The organism is Luteimonas padinae (assembly GCF_014652935.1).
Taxonomy (GTDB): domain Bacteria; phylum Pseudomonadota; class Gammaproteobacteria; order Xanthomonadales; family Xanthomonadaceae; genus Luteimonas; species Luteimonas padinae.
Map to the genome: position 1 here is coordinate 92,868 of NZ_BMZT01000005.1, position 15,031 is coordinate 107,898.

A 15,031-nucleotide genomic window follows, 5' to 3' on the forward strand; every position below is an offset into this window, starting at 1 on the left:
GACATGATGCCGTGCATCGCGACGTCGCGCACGGGCTTCACGCGCCCGGGCCCAGCGCTTAACCTGCCGCCAATGGACGCCCTGCCGCAGCCCGAAGCCGCCGGACGCAGCGATGACGCGCTGATGCAGGCCTGGGTGGGCGGCGACGCCGGGGCGTTCGAAGCGCTGTACGCGCGCCATCGCCTGCGCCTCCACCGTTTCCTGCTGCGCCAGCTGCGCGATCCCGGGCTGGCCGACGAGGTCTTCCAGGACACCTGGCAGCGCGTGGTGGCCGCGGGCCGTGACTGGCGCCCCGAGGCCTCGTTCACCGCTTGGCTGTACCGCATCGCGCGCAACCGCGTGGCCGACCAGTGGCGCGCCCGCCAGCACCGCCCTCCGGCGCCGGACGACGCCGAGGCGCGCACCGCCGGCCTCGAGGACCCCGAAACGCCCGAACGCCGGCTTGACGCCTGGCAGCGCCAGCGCGGCCTGCAGCAGGCGCTGGACGCCCTGCCGGCCGAGCAGCGCGAAGTCGTGCTGCTGCGCCTGGAGCAGGAGCTGACGCTGGACGAGATCGGCGACATCACCGGCGTCGGCCGCGAGACCGTGAAGTCGCGCCTGCGCTATGCCATGGACAAGCTGCGCGCCGCCCTGGCCGGCCCCGTGCCGGAGGGCGTGCCCGCCCCGGAGGACGCCCGATGACGGGCCCGACCCGCCCCGACCCCCTGTCCCCGGCCGAGCGCCAGCTGGCCGACGCGCTCGCGCGCGGCGCGCCGCCGACGGGGCCGTCCGCGGCGCTGGACGCGGCGATCCTCGCGTCGGCCCGGGCCGCGGCCGGCGCCCGCGCGGGTGGCGCCGGCGCATCGGGCCACTCGGCCGGCCCTTCCCGTGCGACCGCGAAGACCGGTCGGCATCGTCGGCACCGCAGCCCGGCGTGGCTGCGCGGCGGCGCGCTGGCCGCGACCCTGGTGATCGCCGTGGGCGTGGCCTGGCAGCTGCGTCCCCGCTTCGACGCGCCCGACCTCGCGGGCGACGCGACGGCGGTGACGGCGCCTGCCGCGCCGTCGCGGCAGGTCGCGGCCGAGGCCGTGGCCCCTCCGCCCGCAGCGGACGCCGCGGCCAGGACACGGCCGGATCCAGGTCCACAGGCGACGACGCCGCCCGCGGAGCCGCCGGCTCCGGCCGTGGCTGCGCCCGCGCCGGCGGCGGCCGACGGTTCCAGGCGCATCAGCGCGGACAGGCCGACGCCTGCGATGACGGAATCGTCCGCGGCCGCCAGGGCGCAGGATCCCGAGCCACCCCCGATCGTCTTCGACGCGCCCTCGCCGATGGACACGCCCGCCCCGGCTCCGGCATCCGCACCGGTGTCGCTTTCGCCACCGCCGGCCCCGCCTGCTCCGCCGGCGCCGGCACCGTCGTCCACGGCCGCGCCGCGTGCGCTCCAAGCCCCCCTGCCCGCGATCCCGGACGCTGCGCGCGCGGGAGACGCCGCCAAGGCGCGCGCAGCCGCCGAAGCCCGCCGCCACCAGGCGGACACGGTCGACACCACCGCCGCGGCCGCGGACGAGACCGGCCACGAGGACTGGCTCGACCAGCCGCTTGACGACACCCCGCCGGCCTCGGTCGACTCGCCCGCCGTGCGCGAGGCCTGGCTGGCGCGCATCCGCGAGCTGGTCGCGGCCGAGCGCTACGCCGAGGCCCGCGACAGCTACGCCGAATTCCGCCGCCGCCACCCGGACGCCCCGGTGCCCGAAGACCTGCGGATGCTGCTGGGCGGGGAATGAGCACCATCACCCTCGCCGCGCCGGCCACGCACGAACTCGTCGTCAAGCACAGCCGCTTCCTCGCCAGCGCCGCGCCGGTCGCCGACGCCGACGCCGCGGCGGCCTTCATCGCCTCGGTCTCGGTGCCCGAGGCCACGCACAACTGCTGGGCCTGGCGCAGGCAGCGGCTACCGCTCCAGCGACGACGGCGAGCCCGCCGGCACCGCCGGCCGGCCGATCCTCGCCGCCATCGACGGCCAGGGCCTGGATGGCGTGGCGGTGGTGGTGACGCGCTGGTACGGCGGCATCAAGCTCGGTGCCGGCGGCCTGGTGCGCGCCTACGGCGGCGCCGCGGCCGAATGCCTGCGCACCGCCGAACGGCGCGAGGTGGTGGAGATGGCCGAGGTCGAGGTCGAGTGCCCTTTCGCCGACATCGCCGCGGTGCACGGCGCCCTGCCGGCCTTCGGCGCGGAGAAGCTGGGCGAGGACTTCGGCACCGACGGCGTGCGTTTCACCCTGCGCCTGCCGGCGGCCCGGCTGCCGGCACTGGCGGTGCACCTGCGCGATGCCACCCGCGACCGGGCGCGCGTCGGCGAACCATAGGCGCGGTCCATCGGCGACAATGCGCGGATGGTCCAGTTCGCGAACACGCCCACGCCACCGCCCGCCTCCGGCCGCGACAACGACGCCCCGGCCGGCAAGTCGAAGGCCCCGCTGTCGAGCCTGCGCCCGCTGTGGCCATTCCTGGCGCGGCACAGGGGGCTGCTGGTCGCCTGGCTGCTGGCGCTGGTCGCCTCCAGCACGGCCACGCTGAGCCTGCCGGTGGCGGTGCGTTTCATGATCGACGACGGCTTCGCCAGCGGCACCGGCATCGATACCGCCTTCATGCTGCTGTTCCTGGTGACGCTGGCGCTGGCGGTCGCGACCGCGGCGCGCTTCTTCTTCGTGTCCCTCCTGGGCGAGAAGGTGGTGGCCGACCTGCGCACGCAGCTGTTCGGGCACCTGGTCGGCCTGGACCAGGCCTTCTTCGAGAAAAGCCGCAGCGGCGAGCTGGTCTCGCGCCTGACCGCCGACACCGAGCTGCTGCGCGGCGTGGTCGCCACCAGCATGTCGGTGGCCCTGCGCAGCGCGGTGATGGTGCTGGGCAGCGTCGCGATGCTGGTGGTGACCAGCCCGCGGCTGGCGGCCTGGACCCTGGTCGGCATCCCGCTGGCGGTGCTGCCGCTGGTGCTCGGCGGCAGGCGGCTGCAGAAGATCTCGCGACAGAGCCAGGACCGCGTGGCCGATGCCAACGCGCTGGCGACCGAAACCCTGGGCGCGATCGACACCGTGCAGTCGCATGCGCGCGAACACCACGAGCGCGGCCGCTTCGGCGCGGCCGTGGCCACCGCGGTCGAGGTCGCGCGCAGGCGCATCGGCGTGCAGGCGCTGGTGACCGCAGTGGCGATCTCGGTGGTGTTCGGCGCCATCACCCTGGTGCTGTGGCTGGGCGCGCACGACGTTGCCGACGGCCGCATGAGCGCCGGCACCCTGGGCCAGTTCGTGCTGTACGCGATGTTCGGCGCCGGATCGGTGGGCGCGCTGGCCGAGGTCTGGAACGAACTGCAGAAGGCCGCCGGCGGCATGGGCCGGATCGGCGAGCTGCTCGAGGAGCAGCCGAAGGTGGTGGCGCCGGCCTCGCCGCACGCGCTGCCGCGCCCGGTGCGCGGCGCCGTCGCCCTGCGCGACGTCACCTTCCACTACCCCACCCGCCCCGACACCGCCGCGCTGGACCGCTTCAGTCTCGAGGTGGCGCCGGGCGAAACCGTGGCGCTGGTCGGCCCTTCGGGCGCCGGCAAGAGCACGGTGTTCGCCCTGCTGCAGCGCTTCCACGACCCGCAGTCGGGCAGCGTGTCGCTGGACGGGATCGACCTGCGCGAGCTCGACCCCGTCGAACTGCGCGGCACCATGGCGCTGGTGTCGCAGCGGCCCACCATCTTCGCCGCCAGCGCCGCCGACAACATCCGCTACGGGCGCCTGGACGCCAGCGACGCCGAGGTCGAGGCCGCCGCGCGCGCCGCCGAGGCCCACGACTTCATCGAACGGCTGCCGGGCGGCTACGCGTCCGAACTCGGTGAGCGCGGCGCGCGCCTCTCCGGCGGCCAGCAGCAGCGCGTGGCGATCGCCCGCGCCCTGCTGCGCGACGCGCCGCTGCTGCTCCTTGACGAAGCCACCTCGGCGCTCGACGCCCAGAGCGAGCGCGCCGTACAGCACGCGCTGGAACGCCTGATGGAAGGCCGCACCACGATCGTGGTCGCCCACCGCCTCGCCACCGTGCTGCGCGCCGACCGCATCGTGGTGATGGACCACGGCCGCATCGTGGCCGAAGGCAGCCACACCGAACTCCTTGCCCAGGGCGGTCTCTACGCCGAACTCGCCCGCCTGCAGTTCCTGGATGCTTCGTCGGTGGCTTGACGCGTTTTCAGCCACGGATTTGCGCTGAAAGAACAAGACGGGCTGAAGAGCTTTTTTTGCCACGGATTTACGCGGATGACGCGGATCGGACCGAGGCAGGATTGTGGTCCAGTGCCTATTCACAGCAGGCCGCGAAGAAGCCCCTTCAAGAGACGCTCGGGCAGCGCGTGGCGCTGGTACTGGCCTCGGCCCGATCCGCGTCATCCGCGTAAATCCGTGGCAAGAACGCTCTTAACCAGAGCGGCTGCTCCGCGAATGTGGCGCGTCGCGCGTATCCTGTGCGCCCGCCCCGCGGCCACCGCCATGCACGCACCCGACCACGAGTTCGACCCGGACGACGAATACGCCGGCGGTTTCGACGCGGAGATGGAAGTCGACGACGAAGCCGGCACCGAGGCGCTGGTCTGGCAGCTGCTGCTGCTCATCAACCCCGGCGACGAGGAGACCGCCCTGCGCCAGTTCGGCGCCTGGCAGGACGCCACCGCCGACCTGGACGATGGCGAGACCGAGCCGGCCTGGGTGCTGAAGGACATCATCGACTGGACCTCCGGCTTCCAGGTCCACGACGACGATGCGGCGGCCTTCGTAGAGAGCATCACCGAGCTCGTGGCGCGCTGGAACCTCGACCTCGACTGGGGCGTCGAGGATCCGACCGACGACGCGTTCCTGGACGAGGCCAGCATCCGGGAGCTGCTGCACGTGGCCTACGACGCGCTGCGCTCCCATGGCTACACGCTCTGGGTCTGGGAGACCGGAACCGACACCGTCGCCGGATGGATGACGCTGAGCCGCGACGACGCGGCGATGCGCGTGGTCGCGCCGGCGCTGGGCATCGAGGTGCGCCCCGCCGGCTGACGCACCCGGCGGATGCCCCCTACTCCCAGAGCTCGCGCGGATAGTGCGGCAACGGCAGCACGGCACGCACTTCGAACACCGTGCTGTCGGTCCCGGACTGCCCGTTGCGGTCGGTGGAGGTCACCGTCAGCACATGCACGCCTTCGGCCAGGTCTTCCGCCAAGCGCGTGCGCCACAGGTGATGGTTCTTCTCAGGCAGCTCGCCATACGGCTGTGGCGGCCGCACACGGCCGTCGACGTTGCCCTTTCCGCGCACGTGGCCCTGGGTGAGATCGTCGCCGGAACGGCTCGCGTAGGCCCAGCGACCCACCGTGGCAATGCGCTGGGCGGCAAACGGATCCACGTAATCGACCCCGACATTGATCGGCTCGCACACGCCCTGCTGCGTGCGTTCAAGCAGCAACTCGGGGCCGCCGTCGATGGTCGCCACGACCCGCGAACCAGCCGAACCCTGCCAGAAGTTCACGGTCGCATAGACCCCCTTCTTCAGGTCCTCCGGAGTGAACACATGGGTGTCCGGGAGGTCGTTGGTCGTCACCGGCGGGACCGGGTCACGTTCGCCGGCCGGCTGTCGCAGCCAGGCGTTCAGGGTCTGATGCCAGTTCCGGAATGCCGGCGTGCTGAAGTCTACCCACTGCCCCCGATCGCCCAGGCGCGTGCCGAAGAACCGCTCGCGGTAGTCGGTGCCGTCGAACTCGACCATCAGCAGGCCACGCGCCGAAGCCGGCCAGGGTTCCGGCGGCCCGTTGCAAGAAGAGCAGGCGCGCGTCGTTGCCTGCGTGACCCGCAATGTGCAGCAACGTTACGCCGCCTTTCTCGAGTGTTTCCAGGTGGACCGCTTCCACCCTCCCTCCAGCGGCCGACACCCTTCCGGACTGCGGTGCGATGCCTGCTGACGGGAAGTCAAGGAGGAGGCTGTGGCCGCAGGCCGCAGCCGGGGGACATGAGCGGCAGCAGGCATCGCGCCGCAGCACGACCAACCTCCCGCCGGCCTGCGCCAGGGATCAGCGCAGCGCGCAATCCCTCACTTGGGAGATGGGTCAAAAAAAAGGGCCCCGGCGGAACCGGAGCCCTGGAACAGGGAACACTTGTCTTGTCGGCGCCGCTTACGCGACCGGCGACACCCCTGCCGCCTGCGCGCCCTTCGGGCCCTGCGTGACTTCATAGCTGACGCGCTGGCCTTCCTGCAGGCTGCGGAAGCCCTTGGCGTCGATCGCCGAGTAGTGCACGAACACGTCCGCGCTGCCGTCCTCGGGAGCGATGAAGCCGAAACCCTTGGCGTCGTTGAACCACTTCACTGTGCCGTATTGCATGACTCTTCCTACCTCGTCTGGATGCGATTGCGGGGGCCGGCCTGCAAGGGACCGGCACGCGCGGCCCGAGTATGCAAAGCCTGAACGGCCCGCGCAATCATCCGGCCAGCAACGCCTCCACGACCAAGGGTAGACCCGAGGTGGCGGCGGCGACGTTGGCGAGCACCTCGTCGAGCGTGATCACCTCGTCGACCTGCGGGCCGGCGCCGGCCGCCCAGTTGGCGACGATCGCCAGGCAGGCGTAGTCGAGGCCGAGCTCGCGGGCGAGGCCGGCTTCGGGCATGCCGGTCATGCCGACCAGGTCGCAGCCGTCGCGGCGCATGCGCGCGATCTCGGCGCGCGTTTCCAGGCGCGGGCCCTGGGTGGCGCCGTAGCAGCCGCCGTCGACCAGGGCCACGCCGGCCTTCGCGGCCGCCGCCAGCACCTCCCGGCGCAGCGAGGGCGTGTAGGGGTCGCCCATGTCGACGTGCAGCACCTCGGTGCCGGGCTCTTCGCAGAACGTGGAAATGCGGCCCCAGGTGTAGTCGATGAGCTGGTCGGGGCACGCGAGCACGCGCGGGCCATAGGCCTCGGTGATGCCGCCCACGGTGTTGAGCGCCAGCACGCGCTGCGCACCCAGCGCGTGCAGCGCGGACAGGTTGGCGCGGTAGTTCACCAGGTGCGGCGGCACCGAATGCCCTTCGCCGTGGCGGGCCAGGAAGGCCACGCGCCGGCCGGCGATGCGCCCGATCCGCACCGGGCCCGACAGCGCGCCGTAGCGCGTCACCGGCTGGTGTTCCTCCGGGTCCTGCAGGCCGGCCAGGCGGTACAGGCCGGTGCCGCCGATCACCGCCAGCGCGATGGGCTCCATGGCGTTCATTCCCCCAGTGCGTAGATGGCGGGCAGGTTGCGGCCCTGCTCGTTGTAGTCCATGCCGTAGCCGAAGACGTAGCGGTCGGGCACGTCCACGCCCGACCAGTCGGCGCAGACGCCGTCGACGCAGCGGTCGTGCACCTTGGTCGCCAGCACCGCCACGCGCACGTCGGCCGCGCCCTCGTCCTCGCACCAGCGGGTCACGGCCTTGAGCGTGTGGCCTTCGTCGAGGATGTCGTCGACCAGGATCACGCGGCGGCCGCGCATCGGCGTCGCCGGGCGGTGCAGCCAGGCCAGGCGCGAGCCGGTGGTGCCGCCGCGGTAGCGGGTGGCGTGCAGGTAGTCGAACTCGACGTCGAGGCCGCGCTCGCCCAGCGCGAAGGCGAGCTGCGCGGCGAAGGGCATGCCGCCGTGCATGATGGTGACGAACAGCGGCGGGCGGTCGTCGCCAGCGTATTCGTCGCGGATGGCGTCGGCCATGGTGCCGATCGCGGCCTCGAGCACTTCGCGCCCGTGGATGAGGTCGGCATCGGCAAGCACAGCCGCCAGCGTGGGCGCGGCGGTCATGCCGCCACCCCGCCGCCCTGGCGCGCGGACGCGGCGCCGTGGCGCGCATCCGCCAGCAGGCCGTCCCAGCCTAGCGCGCCGCGCCCCATCAGGCCGGCCAGCGCCATGGTATTGAGTGCGCGGCCCTCGGCCGCGGCCAGCGATTCCTCCACCAGTTCCGGATGGCAGACCAGCACCACGTCGCAGCCGGCGTCCAGATGGGCGTCCACACGCGCCTTGATCCCGCCCACGCCGTGCGCGGCGGCCATGCCGATGTCGTCGGAGAACACCACGCCGCGGAAGCCCATTTCCTGGCGCAGGATGTCGTTGATCCAGCGCGGCGAGTAGCCGGCGGGCTCCGGCGCGACCTGCGGATAGACCACGTGCGCCAGCATCACCGCGTCGGCGCCGGCGTCGATGCCGGCGGCAAACGGCACCAGGTCCTCGGCGCGGATCGTCTCCAGCGGGCGATCGTCGACGGCATCGTCGAAGTGCGTGTCCTCCAGCACCGAGCCGTGGCCGGGGAAGTGCTTGAGCGTGGCGGCCATGCCGGCCTCGTGCATGCCTTCGACGTAGGCGCGGGTGAACGCGGCCACGACTTGCGGATCGTCGGAGAAGGCGCGGTCGCCGATGGCGAGGTTGCCGCGGCCGAGGTCGACCACCGGCGCGAAGCTGAGGTCGACTCCGGTGGCGCGGATCTCGCTGGCCATCAGCCAGGCGTGCTCGCGGGCGCGGGCCAGCGCGCCTTCGCGGTCGCGGGCGTAGTCGCGGCCGAAGGTGTCCAGCGGCGGCAGCGCGCTGTAGCCCTCGCGGAAGCGCTGCACGCGGCCGCCCTCCTGGTCGACGCAGACCAGCTGCGGCCGCGGCGCGGCTTCGCGGATGGCCTGCGTCAGCTCGGCCACCTGCGCGCGCGAGGCGAAGTTGCGGGTGAACAGGATCACGCCGGCGCAGGCGTCGTGCTGCAGCCAGTCGCGCTCCTGCGCGGTGAGTCCGGTTCCGGCGACGCCGATGACGAGCATGCGTGTTTCTCCTCAGGTGCCCGGGCCCGCGCGCTCGGCATCGCTCCACAGCGAGTACGGGCGGGCGGCCAGGGCCAGGTTGTAGTAGCGGGGGCAGTCGGTGGCTTCGCTGCCCGCCCAGCTGGGGCGTTCGAAGGCCTCGTCGGCGCTGCCCAGTTCGATCTCGGCCACGACCAGGCCGGCGTTGTCGCCGAGGAACTCGTCGACCTCCCACAGGTGCGCGCCGTGGCGCACCAGGTGCCGGCGCTTCTCGACCAGGCCGCCGACGCACAGGTCCAGCAGCGCGCGCGCCTCGTCCACCGGCAGCGGGTATTCAAACTCCTGGCGGGTGTGGCCGAGCTCGCGCGACTTGATGTTGAGGAAGGCGGCGTCGCCCTCCAGGCGCACGCGCACCGAGGCGCGCTGGCGGCCCTCGTCCATCGACGACTGGTCGTTGAGGTAGCCCTGCGCCATCGGCACCACGGCGTGCGCGGCCTCGCGCCAGCCGTCGCCGGTGACCAGGAACTTCCGCTCGATCTCGATGCCCATCAGCACGTGCCCTGCAACCATAGGAGCGGCCATGGCCGCGATCGCGCCGTGCCTGTGGCCGGCGGCCCGCCAGCATATCGCGGCCATGGCCGCTCCCACACGCATCGGGCCCCGGTCCGGCGTATCGGCTCGCGGTCAGGCGGGCTCGAACACCGCGATCGACTCCACGTGCGTGGTGTGCGGGAACATGTCCATGACGCCCGCCGCGCGCATCCGCCAGCCGCGTTCATCGACGAGATACGCCGCGTCCCGCGCCAGCGTCTCCGGGTTGCAGCTCACGTAGACGATGCGCTTCAGCCCGTCGAGCGGCAGCTGCTGCAGCACCTCCAGCGCGCCCGCGCGCGCGGGATCCAGCAGCAACCGGTCGAAGCCCGCGCCCATCCACGGCTCGGCGGAAAGATCGGTGGTGAGGTCGGCGGCATGGAACTGCACGTGCGGCATGCCGTTGCGCGCGGCATTCGCGCGCGCGCGCGCCACCAGCCCGGCGTCGCCCTCCACGCCCACGACCTCGGCCGCGTGGCGCCCCAGCGGCAGGCTGAAGTTGCCCAGGCCGCAGAACAGGTCGAGCACGCGCTCGCCCGGCTGCACGTCCAGCAGCGCCAGCGCGTGCGCGATCATCTTCGCGTTGAGGTCGGCGTTGACCTGGATGAAGTCCAGCGGCTCGAAGTCCAGCTCGACGTCCCAGGGCGCGAGCCGGAACGACAGCCGCGGCGCCTCCGGCCACAGCGGCGCGACGGTGTCGAGGCCGCCCGGCTGCAGGTAGATAGCGAAGTCGTGTTCGCGGGCGAACGCCGCCAGCGCGGCGCGGTCGCCCTCGCCCAGCGGCTCCAGGTGGCGGATCACCAGCGCGGTCGCGTCGTCGCCGGCGCTGAACTCGATCTGCGGGATGGTGCTGCGCGCCTCGAGGCTGTCGACCAGCGCCGAGAGCGCCTGCAGGTGCAGGCCGACCTGCGGCACGATCGAGTGGCACTCGGAGAGTTCGGCGACGAAGCGCGCGTCGCGCTCGCGGAAGCCGACCAGGGTGCGGTCCTTCTTCTCCACGCGACGCACCGAGAGCCGGCCCTTGCGTCGATAGCCCCAGGCCGCGCCGGTCAGCGGCGGCAGCACGGCCTCCGGCGCCACCCCGGCGCGCTCGAAGCAGTCGGCCAGCATCCGCGCCTTGCCTTCGACCTGCCGCTCCGGCGCCAGGTGCTGGACGCTGCAGGCACCGCAGGTGCCGAAGTGCGGGCAGCGCGGTTCGACGCGGTCGGGCGAGGCCTCGCGCACGTCCAGCACCTCGGCCTCGTCGAACCGGCGGCAGCGCCGGATCTGGCGCGCCAGCACCCGCTCGCCCGGCAGCGCGCCCGCGATGTACAGCGGCTTGCCGGCGTGCGGATGCCCTTCGGGCCGCTGGGCCACGCCGCGGCCGTCATGGCCGAGGCCGAGGATCACGGTCTCGAAGGGCGTCTTGTCGATGCGTGCCAATGTGCTGCTGCCGGTGCGGTGGGCCGGCCATTGTCTCAAACGTGCGTGGCGGACATCCCTGGGGGCGGTCGCAGCTGTAGCTGCTCCTACAGAGGGATTGCAGGGTGCTGGCTATTTCTGCTTCCAGCTGCCGCCCTCCTGGTACCACCAGCCGGGGCGCGCGCTGGCGATCCACTGCTTCGCGAACACTTCGCGGATCTGGGGCTCCCATTCGGGATGGCCGTTGGCGACCGCCACCTCGCGGTAGACGGCGTTGCGGTCGCGGTTGTCGTCGGCGACGGCGGCGTTCACCGCCACCCGGTCCTTCAGCGGCAGCGAGCCGGCGTCGCGCACCACCACCAGGCCGTCGCTGCCGAAGCCCAGCGCGCCGCTGTCGAAGTGCGGCCGCAGCGTGGACGCGAAGCGCGATTCCATGCGCTGCTGGATCGCCTGGATCGCCGGCGTGCGGATGGTGATGTCGGGCGTCTGGGCGTGCGCGGGGGCGATGCCGAGCAGGATCCACGGGTCGAACGCCAGGCCGCGGCCGGTCGCGCCGCCCTCCAGCGCCATCCCGCCCGGCATGCCGCCGGGATCGTCCGCCGGCAGCTCCGGCGCGGTGCCCGCGCCCTCCTCGCCGATCACGTTCTCGACGAACTCGCGCGCCGCCTCGCGCGCCTCGGCGGCGGGGAAATACACGTTGATGGTGACGCAGGCGGTGAGCGCCAGCGCGGCGACGAAGGGCAGTCCGGTCCAGCGCATGCAGTCCTCCTCGGACGGTCAGTCGAACACGGGCGAGACCTCGCCCGATCCTGCGGCGGCCACGCGCTCGACCAGGGTCTCCCAGTCGACGCGGCGGTTGTAGCCGACGATGTCCAGGCGCGGCAGCCCGGCGCCCTCGACGATAACAAACCCGCTGCCGCGAGGCTGAAGCCCGGCCATCGTGCAGACGCCATTGGCGAGCCGGCAGGAGATGCCGATGCGGCGGTAGCCGAAGTCGTCGAACAGCGCCAGCAGCCGGCCCTGCAGGCTGGCGGTGAACGAGGCGTCGCCGACGCTGGAGATGTCCTGCACCGCGCGCTGGCTGATGCGCTGGCGCACGCCGCGGCGCGGCTCGGTGTGCAGCTCGGCGTCGAACGCCGCCGCCTCCCAGTCGACCAGTCGCAGGCCGTGGATCCGCCCGTGCAGCCGGCCGCTGATACTGCCGACGTCGAACACGCCGGTCAGGGCTTCCAGGTCGAGCCCCTCGAGGTCGATGTCGGCCAGCAGCGTGGGCGCGACGCCGAAGGGCCGCTCCATCGCCAGCGACGACACCCGGACCTCGCCGTCGAAGGCGCGGGCCACCAGGCCGCCGTCGAAGTCGAGGCGATCGCCGACGTAGCGCGCCGACGGGATGCTGCCGGTGAGCATGCCCGGGAACGCCGGCAGCCCGAGTGCCGATGCCAGCGTGGCCATGTCCAGTGAGTCCACGGCCAGCGCGCCTTCCACCAGCAGCGGGCCGTGGCTCCCGGCCGGGCGCAGGCGCAGCGCCGGGATGTCGAGCCGGCCGCCGAGCAGGTCGATGCCGACCCCTTCGCGCAGGTGCAGCTCGCCGCCGCTGCTGCGCCAGGGCAGGCGCGCCGGTCCGAACGGGATCGCACCGATCGCCGCGGCCTGCCAGCGCAGTTCGCTGACGGCGCCGCCCGTGGATACCAGGCGCACGTCGCCGTCCAGGCCGTCGAAGCGGAAGCGCCCGTCCGGCGCCGCGACGTCGAGCGAGCGCGTGCGCAGATCGAGACCCGCCAGCGCACCGTCGGCCAGCGCGACATCGACGTCCAGGCCGCCCGACATGGCCAGCCCGCCCAGCCCCGCCTGTCCGAGCCAGCCCGACAGATAGCGCGCCGGCAGCTGCGAGGCGTCGGCGCTGCGAAGCCCGAGCGTGAGCGCACGCAGGCCGCCCGACGCGATGTCGGCGCTGCCGCGCACGTCGAGCACGCCGGGATCCTCGGCCGAGAACGACGTGATCGCCCAGCCGCCGTCGTGGCCCTGCGCACGCACGTGGACGCTGACCGGCGTCTCCGGCAGCACCACGTAGCCGCTGCCGAACAGCAGCTCGCCGCCCAGCAGCCGGCCTTCGATCGCCAGCAGCGGCCCCGCGTCGGCGGCCAGCCAGTCGATGGCGAGCCGCCCACCCAGTCCCGCGCCGGCCTGCGTCCCGTCGGCGCTGTCGAACGCGCCGCCGGCCAGGCCCAGCTCGCCCTGCAGGCGCATCGGCCCGGCGTCCGGAACGCGCAGCTCGATCCGGCCGTCGATGCGGCCCTCGCCGAGGCGCACGCCCGCCCACGCGGTTTCGGCCAGCGACTGCGCCCAGGCCACCGGCACGCGCGTGATGTCGATGGCGAAGAGGTCGGGCGCGGCGTCGCGATGGCGCAGGGCCAGGCGCGCCCCGTCCGCGCCGGACAGTGCCGCCTCGATGCCTTCGGGCGGCAGCGCCAGCGCCAGGCGCAGCGGCGCGGCGCGGCCCGCCCTCAGCTCGCCGTCGCAGGCCCAGCCGCCGCGTCCGTCGCGGCGCAGCGGACAGCGCCAGGCCAGCGATTCGTGGTGCTGGCCCAGGTCCGGTGCGTCCGCGCGCATTGCGGTGATGCGCAGGTCGCCGGTCGCCGCGTCCGCGGGCCAGTCCAGCCGCACCTCGACCCCTTCCAGCGTCGCTACCGGCGTCGACACCTTCGCCATCTTCGCCACCAGCACGCGCGCTTCCGCCCCGCCGGCGTGCAGCAGCGCAAACAGGACGAGCAGGGTTAAGATCCTCGCGGGCATGGCAGCCAGAGTAGCGACAGGAGGGGACGCGCGAATGAAGCCACGCATCCTGCTGGTCGAGGACGACCACACCACGGCCACGTTCCTGTGCGCCGCCGCGGAGGCGCTTCCGGCCAACGTCGACACCGTCGGCTCACGCGCGGCGGCGCTAGCCCAGGCGACCAACATCGCCTACGCGCTCTGGCTGGTGGATGCCCACCTGCCCGACGGCGACGGCGCCGGACTGCTGGCCGAGCTGCGCGCCCTCGGACTCGACACCCCGGCCATCGCCCACACCGCCGCACGCGACGCCGAGCTCCACCACACCCTGCACCAGGCCGGCTTCGACGCGGTGCTGGTCAAGCCGCTGGCCGCGGCGGCGCTGCGCGCGGCGCTGGCCGGCGCCCTGGCCGGACGCAGGCCGCTGCGCGTGGCCGAGGCCGGGCCGGAAGAACCCGCGGGATCCGGCGCGCTGGCCTGGGACGACGCCGCCGCGCTGCGCGCGCTCAACGGCGAACGCGCGCACATGGAGGCGCTGCGCCAGCTGTTCCTGGCCGAGCTGCCGGTCGCGCACGGCCAGGTCATGGCGTCGGCCCGGAGCGGCCGGCACGACGCGCTGCGCGATGCCCTGCACCGCCTGCGCGCGAGCTGCGGCTTCGTCGGTGCGGCGCGGCTGGAAGCCGCGGTGAAGGCACTGCAGGCCGCGCCGGATGCGGACGCGGCGCTCGCCGGCTTCGACGCCGCGACTCAGGAGCTGCTGCCGCCCTGAGGCCGCGGCCGGGCCATGCGGCCCAGGTCGCCCAGCAGCTGCCAGGACGCCAGCGGCCTGCCGCCCAGGTGCGCTTCGAGCACTTCGCGCAGCACGCGCCGCAGTCCGCCGAGCTCGTCCGCGGGCGGCGCGATGTCCGCGGCCAGCCCGAGCAGTGCGCGCCCGGTGGCGCTGCGGTCGCGTTCGCCGCCCCGTTCGCCGCGCACGCGCACCGGGCCGTGGCCCGGGTCCAGCCGGTAGCGCGCGGCCGGATCGACCGGGTCGCCATCGCCTTCGTGCCCGTAGTCGAGGCCGACACCGATGGCGTCGAGCAGGTCGCGCTCGAAGCGCCGCAGCGTCCAGGCCAGCGGCTCGCCCTCGCCCAGGCGCGCGCGCAGCAGGTCGTAGGCGGCGTACAGCTCGGGCTGCGGATCCTGGCGCGGCGCCAGGCGCAGCACCAGTTCGCTGGCGTAGAAGCCCGACAGCATCGCTTCACCCTGCAGGCGCGGGGCGGCATCGAGGGCTTCGGCGGACGCCAGGTGTGCGAGTTCGCCGCGCAGCACGGCATCGAAGCGGATGTGCTGCATCGGCTGCAGCGCCGCGCGCAGCGCCTGCCGCTTCGGCCCGCGCACGCCGCGCGCGACCAGTCCCAGCCGCCCATGCTCCGCGCACAGCACTTCGACCAGCAGGCTGGTCTCGCGCCAGGCCCGCGCGTGGAGGACGAAGGCGTGCTCGCCGAGGATCCGCATCACGCCATTG

General features: G+C 73.5%; 15 protein-coding genes and 1 pseudogene. 6 read left to right on the forward strand and 10 right to left on the reverse strand.

The annotated features are described in order from the left end of the window. Positions 1-72 precede the first annotated feature (72 nt). From IE168_RS06970 to IE168_RS06990, 5 genes and pseudogenes are all read left to right on the forward strand, one after another. Entirely contained in the window at positions 73-681 is a 609-nt protein-coding gene (locus IE168_RS06970) for an RNA polymerase sigma factor (protein WP_189496617.1), read from the forward strand. Then, positions 678-1,763, forward strand: a complete 1,086-nt coding sequence (locus IE168_RS06975; protein ID WP_189496618.1) for a hypothetical protein — start codon at positions 678-680, stop codon at positions 1,761-1,763. The genes IE168_RS06970 and IE168_RS06975 overlap by 4 nt, the downstream gene beginning before the upstream one ends. Beyond that, positions 1,760-2,345: pseudogene (locus IE168_RS06980) on the forward strand (IMPACT family protein). Before IE168_RS06975 ends, IE168_RS06980 begins: the two are co-directional and overlap by 4 nt. 27 nt (positions 2,346-2,372) lie before the next feature. After that, positions 2,373-4,196 (forward strand): ABC transporter transmembrane domain-containing protein, encoded by a 1,824-nt coding sequence (locus IE168_RS06985; protein ID WP_189496620.1) that lies wholly within the window; start codon positions 2,373-2,375, stop codon positions 4,194-4,196. A 303-nt stretch (positions 4,197-4,499) separates the two neighbouring features. After that, the gene (locus IE168_RS06990) at positions 4,500-5,051 is read left to right on the forward strand and encodes a DUF6630 family protein (RefSeq protein ID WP_308430345.1); all 552 of its coding nucleotides are present in this window, start codon (positions 4,500-4,502) and stop codon (positions 5,049-5,051) included. Positions 5,052-5,070: 19 nt separating this feature from the next. On the opposite strand, the gene IE168_RS06995 is transcribed toward IE168_RS06990, so the two are convergent. The 9 genes from IE168_RS06995 to IE168_RS07035 all read right to left on the reverse strand — a co-directional run bounded on the left by IE168_RS06995 (position 5,071) and on the right by IE168_RS07035 (position 13,545). Then, positions 5,071-5,754: a hypothetical protein gene (locus tag IE168_RS06995; protein WP_189496622.1), complete on the reverse strand. Its 684-nt coding sequence runs from the start codon at positions 5,752-5,754 to the stop codon at positions 5,071-5,073. Positions 5,755-6,157: 403 nt separating this feature from the next. Beyond that, positions 6,158-6,364, reverse strand: coding sequence for a cold-shock protein (locus tag IE168_RS07000; protein ID WP_189496624.1), 207 nt, complete (start codon positions 6,362-6,364; stop codon positions 6,158-6,160). Between the two features lie 97 nt (positions 6,365-6,461). Then, positions 6,462-7,214, reverse strand: a complete 753-nt coding sequence (locus IE168_RS07005) for an S-methyl-5'-thioinosine phosphorylase (RefSeq protein WP_386659245.1) — start codon at positions 7,212-7,214, stop codon at positions 6,462-6,464. Positions 7,215-7,219: 5 nt separating this feature from the next. Continuing rightward, complete coding sequence (locus tag IE168_RS07010) at positions 7,220-7,783, reverse strand: hypoxanthine-guanine phosphoribosyltransferase (RefSeq protein ID WP_189496628.1); 564 nt, start codon at positions 7,781-7,783, stop codon at positions 7,220-7,222. Continuing rightward, entirely contained in the window at positions 7,780-8,781 is a 1,002-nt protein-coding gene (gene nagZ / locus IE168_RS07015) for a beta-N-acetylhexosaminidase (RefSeq protein ID WP_189496630.1), read from the reverse strand. Before nagZ ends, IE168_RS07010 begins: the two co-directional genes overlap by 4 nt. A 12-nt stretch (positions 8,782-8,793) precedes the next feature. After that, the gene (locus tag IE168_RS07020; RefSeq protein WP_189496927.1) at positions 8,794-9,309 is read right to left on the reverse strand and encodes a CYTH domain-containing protein; all 516 of its coding nucleotides are present in this window, start codon (positions 9,307-9,309) and stop codon (positions 8,794-8,796) included. A gap of 135 nt (positions 9,310-9,444) precedes the next feature. Continuing rightward, positions 9,445-10,773 (reverse strand): 23S rRNA (uracil(1939)-C(5))-methyltransferase RlmD, encoded by a 1,329-nt coding sequence (gene rlmD, locus IE168_RS07025; protein ID WP_189496632.1) that lies wholly within the window; start codon positions 10,771-10,773, stop codon positions 9,445-9,447. A 111-nt stretch (positions 10,774-10,884) separates the two neighbouring features. Next, complete coding sequence (locus tag IE168_RS07030; RefSeq protein WP_189496634.1) at positions 10,885-11,511, reverse strand: YdbL family probable chaperone protein; 627 nt, start codon at positions 11,509-11,511, stop codon at positions 10,885-10,887. A gap of 18 nt (positions 11,512-11,529) precedes the next feature. Continuing rightward, a complete protein-coding gene (locus IE168_RS07035; protein WP_189496636.1) occupies positions 11,530-13,545 on the reverse strand; it encodes a translocation/assembly module TamB domain-containing protein in 2,016 nt (671 codons plus the stop codon). A 34-nt stretch (positions 13,546-13,579) separates the two neighbouring features. Here IE168_RS07035 and IE168_RS07040 point away from each other — a divergent pair, with 34 nt between their 5' ends. Further along, on the forward strand, positions 13,580-14,293 hold the full coding sequence (locus IE168_RS07040; protein WP_229823226.1) for a response regulator transcription factor: 714 nt from the start codon (positions 13,580-13,582) through the stop codon (positions 14,291-14,293). On the opposite strand, the gene recO is transcribed toward IE168_RS07040, so the two are convergent. Next, a complete protein-coding gene (gene recO / locus IE168_RS07045) occupies positions 14,272-15,021 on the reverse strand; it encodes a DNA repair protein RecO (protein ID WP_343224895.1) in 750 nt (249 codons plus the stop codon). The two genes, IE168_RS07040 and recO, sit on opposite strands and share 22 nt — an antisense overlap. Positions 15,022-15,031: the final 10 nt, after the last annotated feature.

Coding starts and splice junctions, on each gene's coding strand:
- IE168_RS06970 (WP_189496617.1), top strand. CDS start 73: ATGGACGCCCTGCCGCAGCCCGAAGCCGCCGGACGCAGCGATGACGCG.
- IE168_RS06975 (WP_189496618.1), top strand. CDS start 678: ATGACGGGCCCGACCCGCCCCGACCCCCTGTCCCCGGCCGAGCGCCAG.
- IE168_RS06985 (WP_189496620.1), top strand. CDS start 2,373: ATGGTCCAGTTCGCGAACACGCCCACGCCACCGCCCGCCTCCGGCCGC.
- IE168_RS06990 (WP_308430345.1), top strand. CDS start 4,500: ATGCACGCACCCGACCACGAGTTCGACCCGGACGACGAATACGCCGGC.
- IE168_RS06995 (WP_189496622.1), bottom strand. CDS start 5,754: ATGGTCGAGTTCGACGGCACCGACTACCGCGAGCGGTTCTTCGGCACG.
- IE168_RS07000 (WP_189496624.1), bottom strand. CDS start 6,364: ATGCAATACGGCACAGTGAAGTGGTTCAACGACGCCAAGGGTTTCGGC.
- IE168_RS07005 (WP_386659245.1), bottom strand. CDS start 7,214: ATGGAGCCCATCGCGCTGGCGGTGATCGGCGGCACCGGCCTGTACCGC.
- IE168_RS07010 (WP_189496628.1), bottom strand. CDS start 7,783: ATGACCGCCGCGCCCACGCTGGCGGCTGTGCTTGCCGATGCCGACCTC.
- nagZ (WP_189496630.1), bottom strand. CDS start 8,781: ATGCTCGTCATCGGCGTCGCCGGAACCGGACTCACCGCGCAGGAGCGC.
- IE168_RS07020 (WP_189496927.1), bottom strand. CDS start 9,309: ATGGGCATCGAGATCGAGCGGAAGTTCCTGGTCACCGGCGACGGCTGG.
- IE168_RS07030 (WP_189496634.1), bottom strand. CDS start 11,511: ATGCGCTGGACCGGACTGCCCTTCGTCGCCGCGCTGGCGCTCACCGCC.
- IE168_RS07035 (WP_189496636.1), bottom strand. CDS start 13,545: ATGCCCGCGAGGATCTTAACCCTGCTCGTCCTGTTTGCGCTGCTGCAC.
- IE168_RS07040 (WP_229823226.1), top strand. CDS start 13,580: ATGAAGCCACGCATCCTGCTGGTCGAGGACGACCACACCACGGCCACG.
- recO (WP_343224895.1), bottom strand. CDS start 15,021: ATGCGGATCCTCGGCGAGCACGCCTTCGTCCTCCACGCGCGGGCCTGG.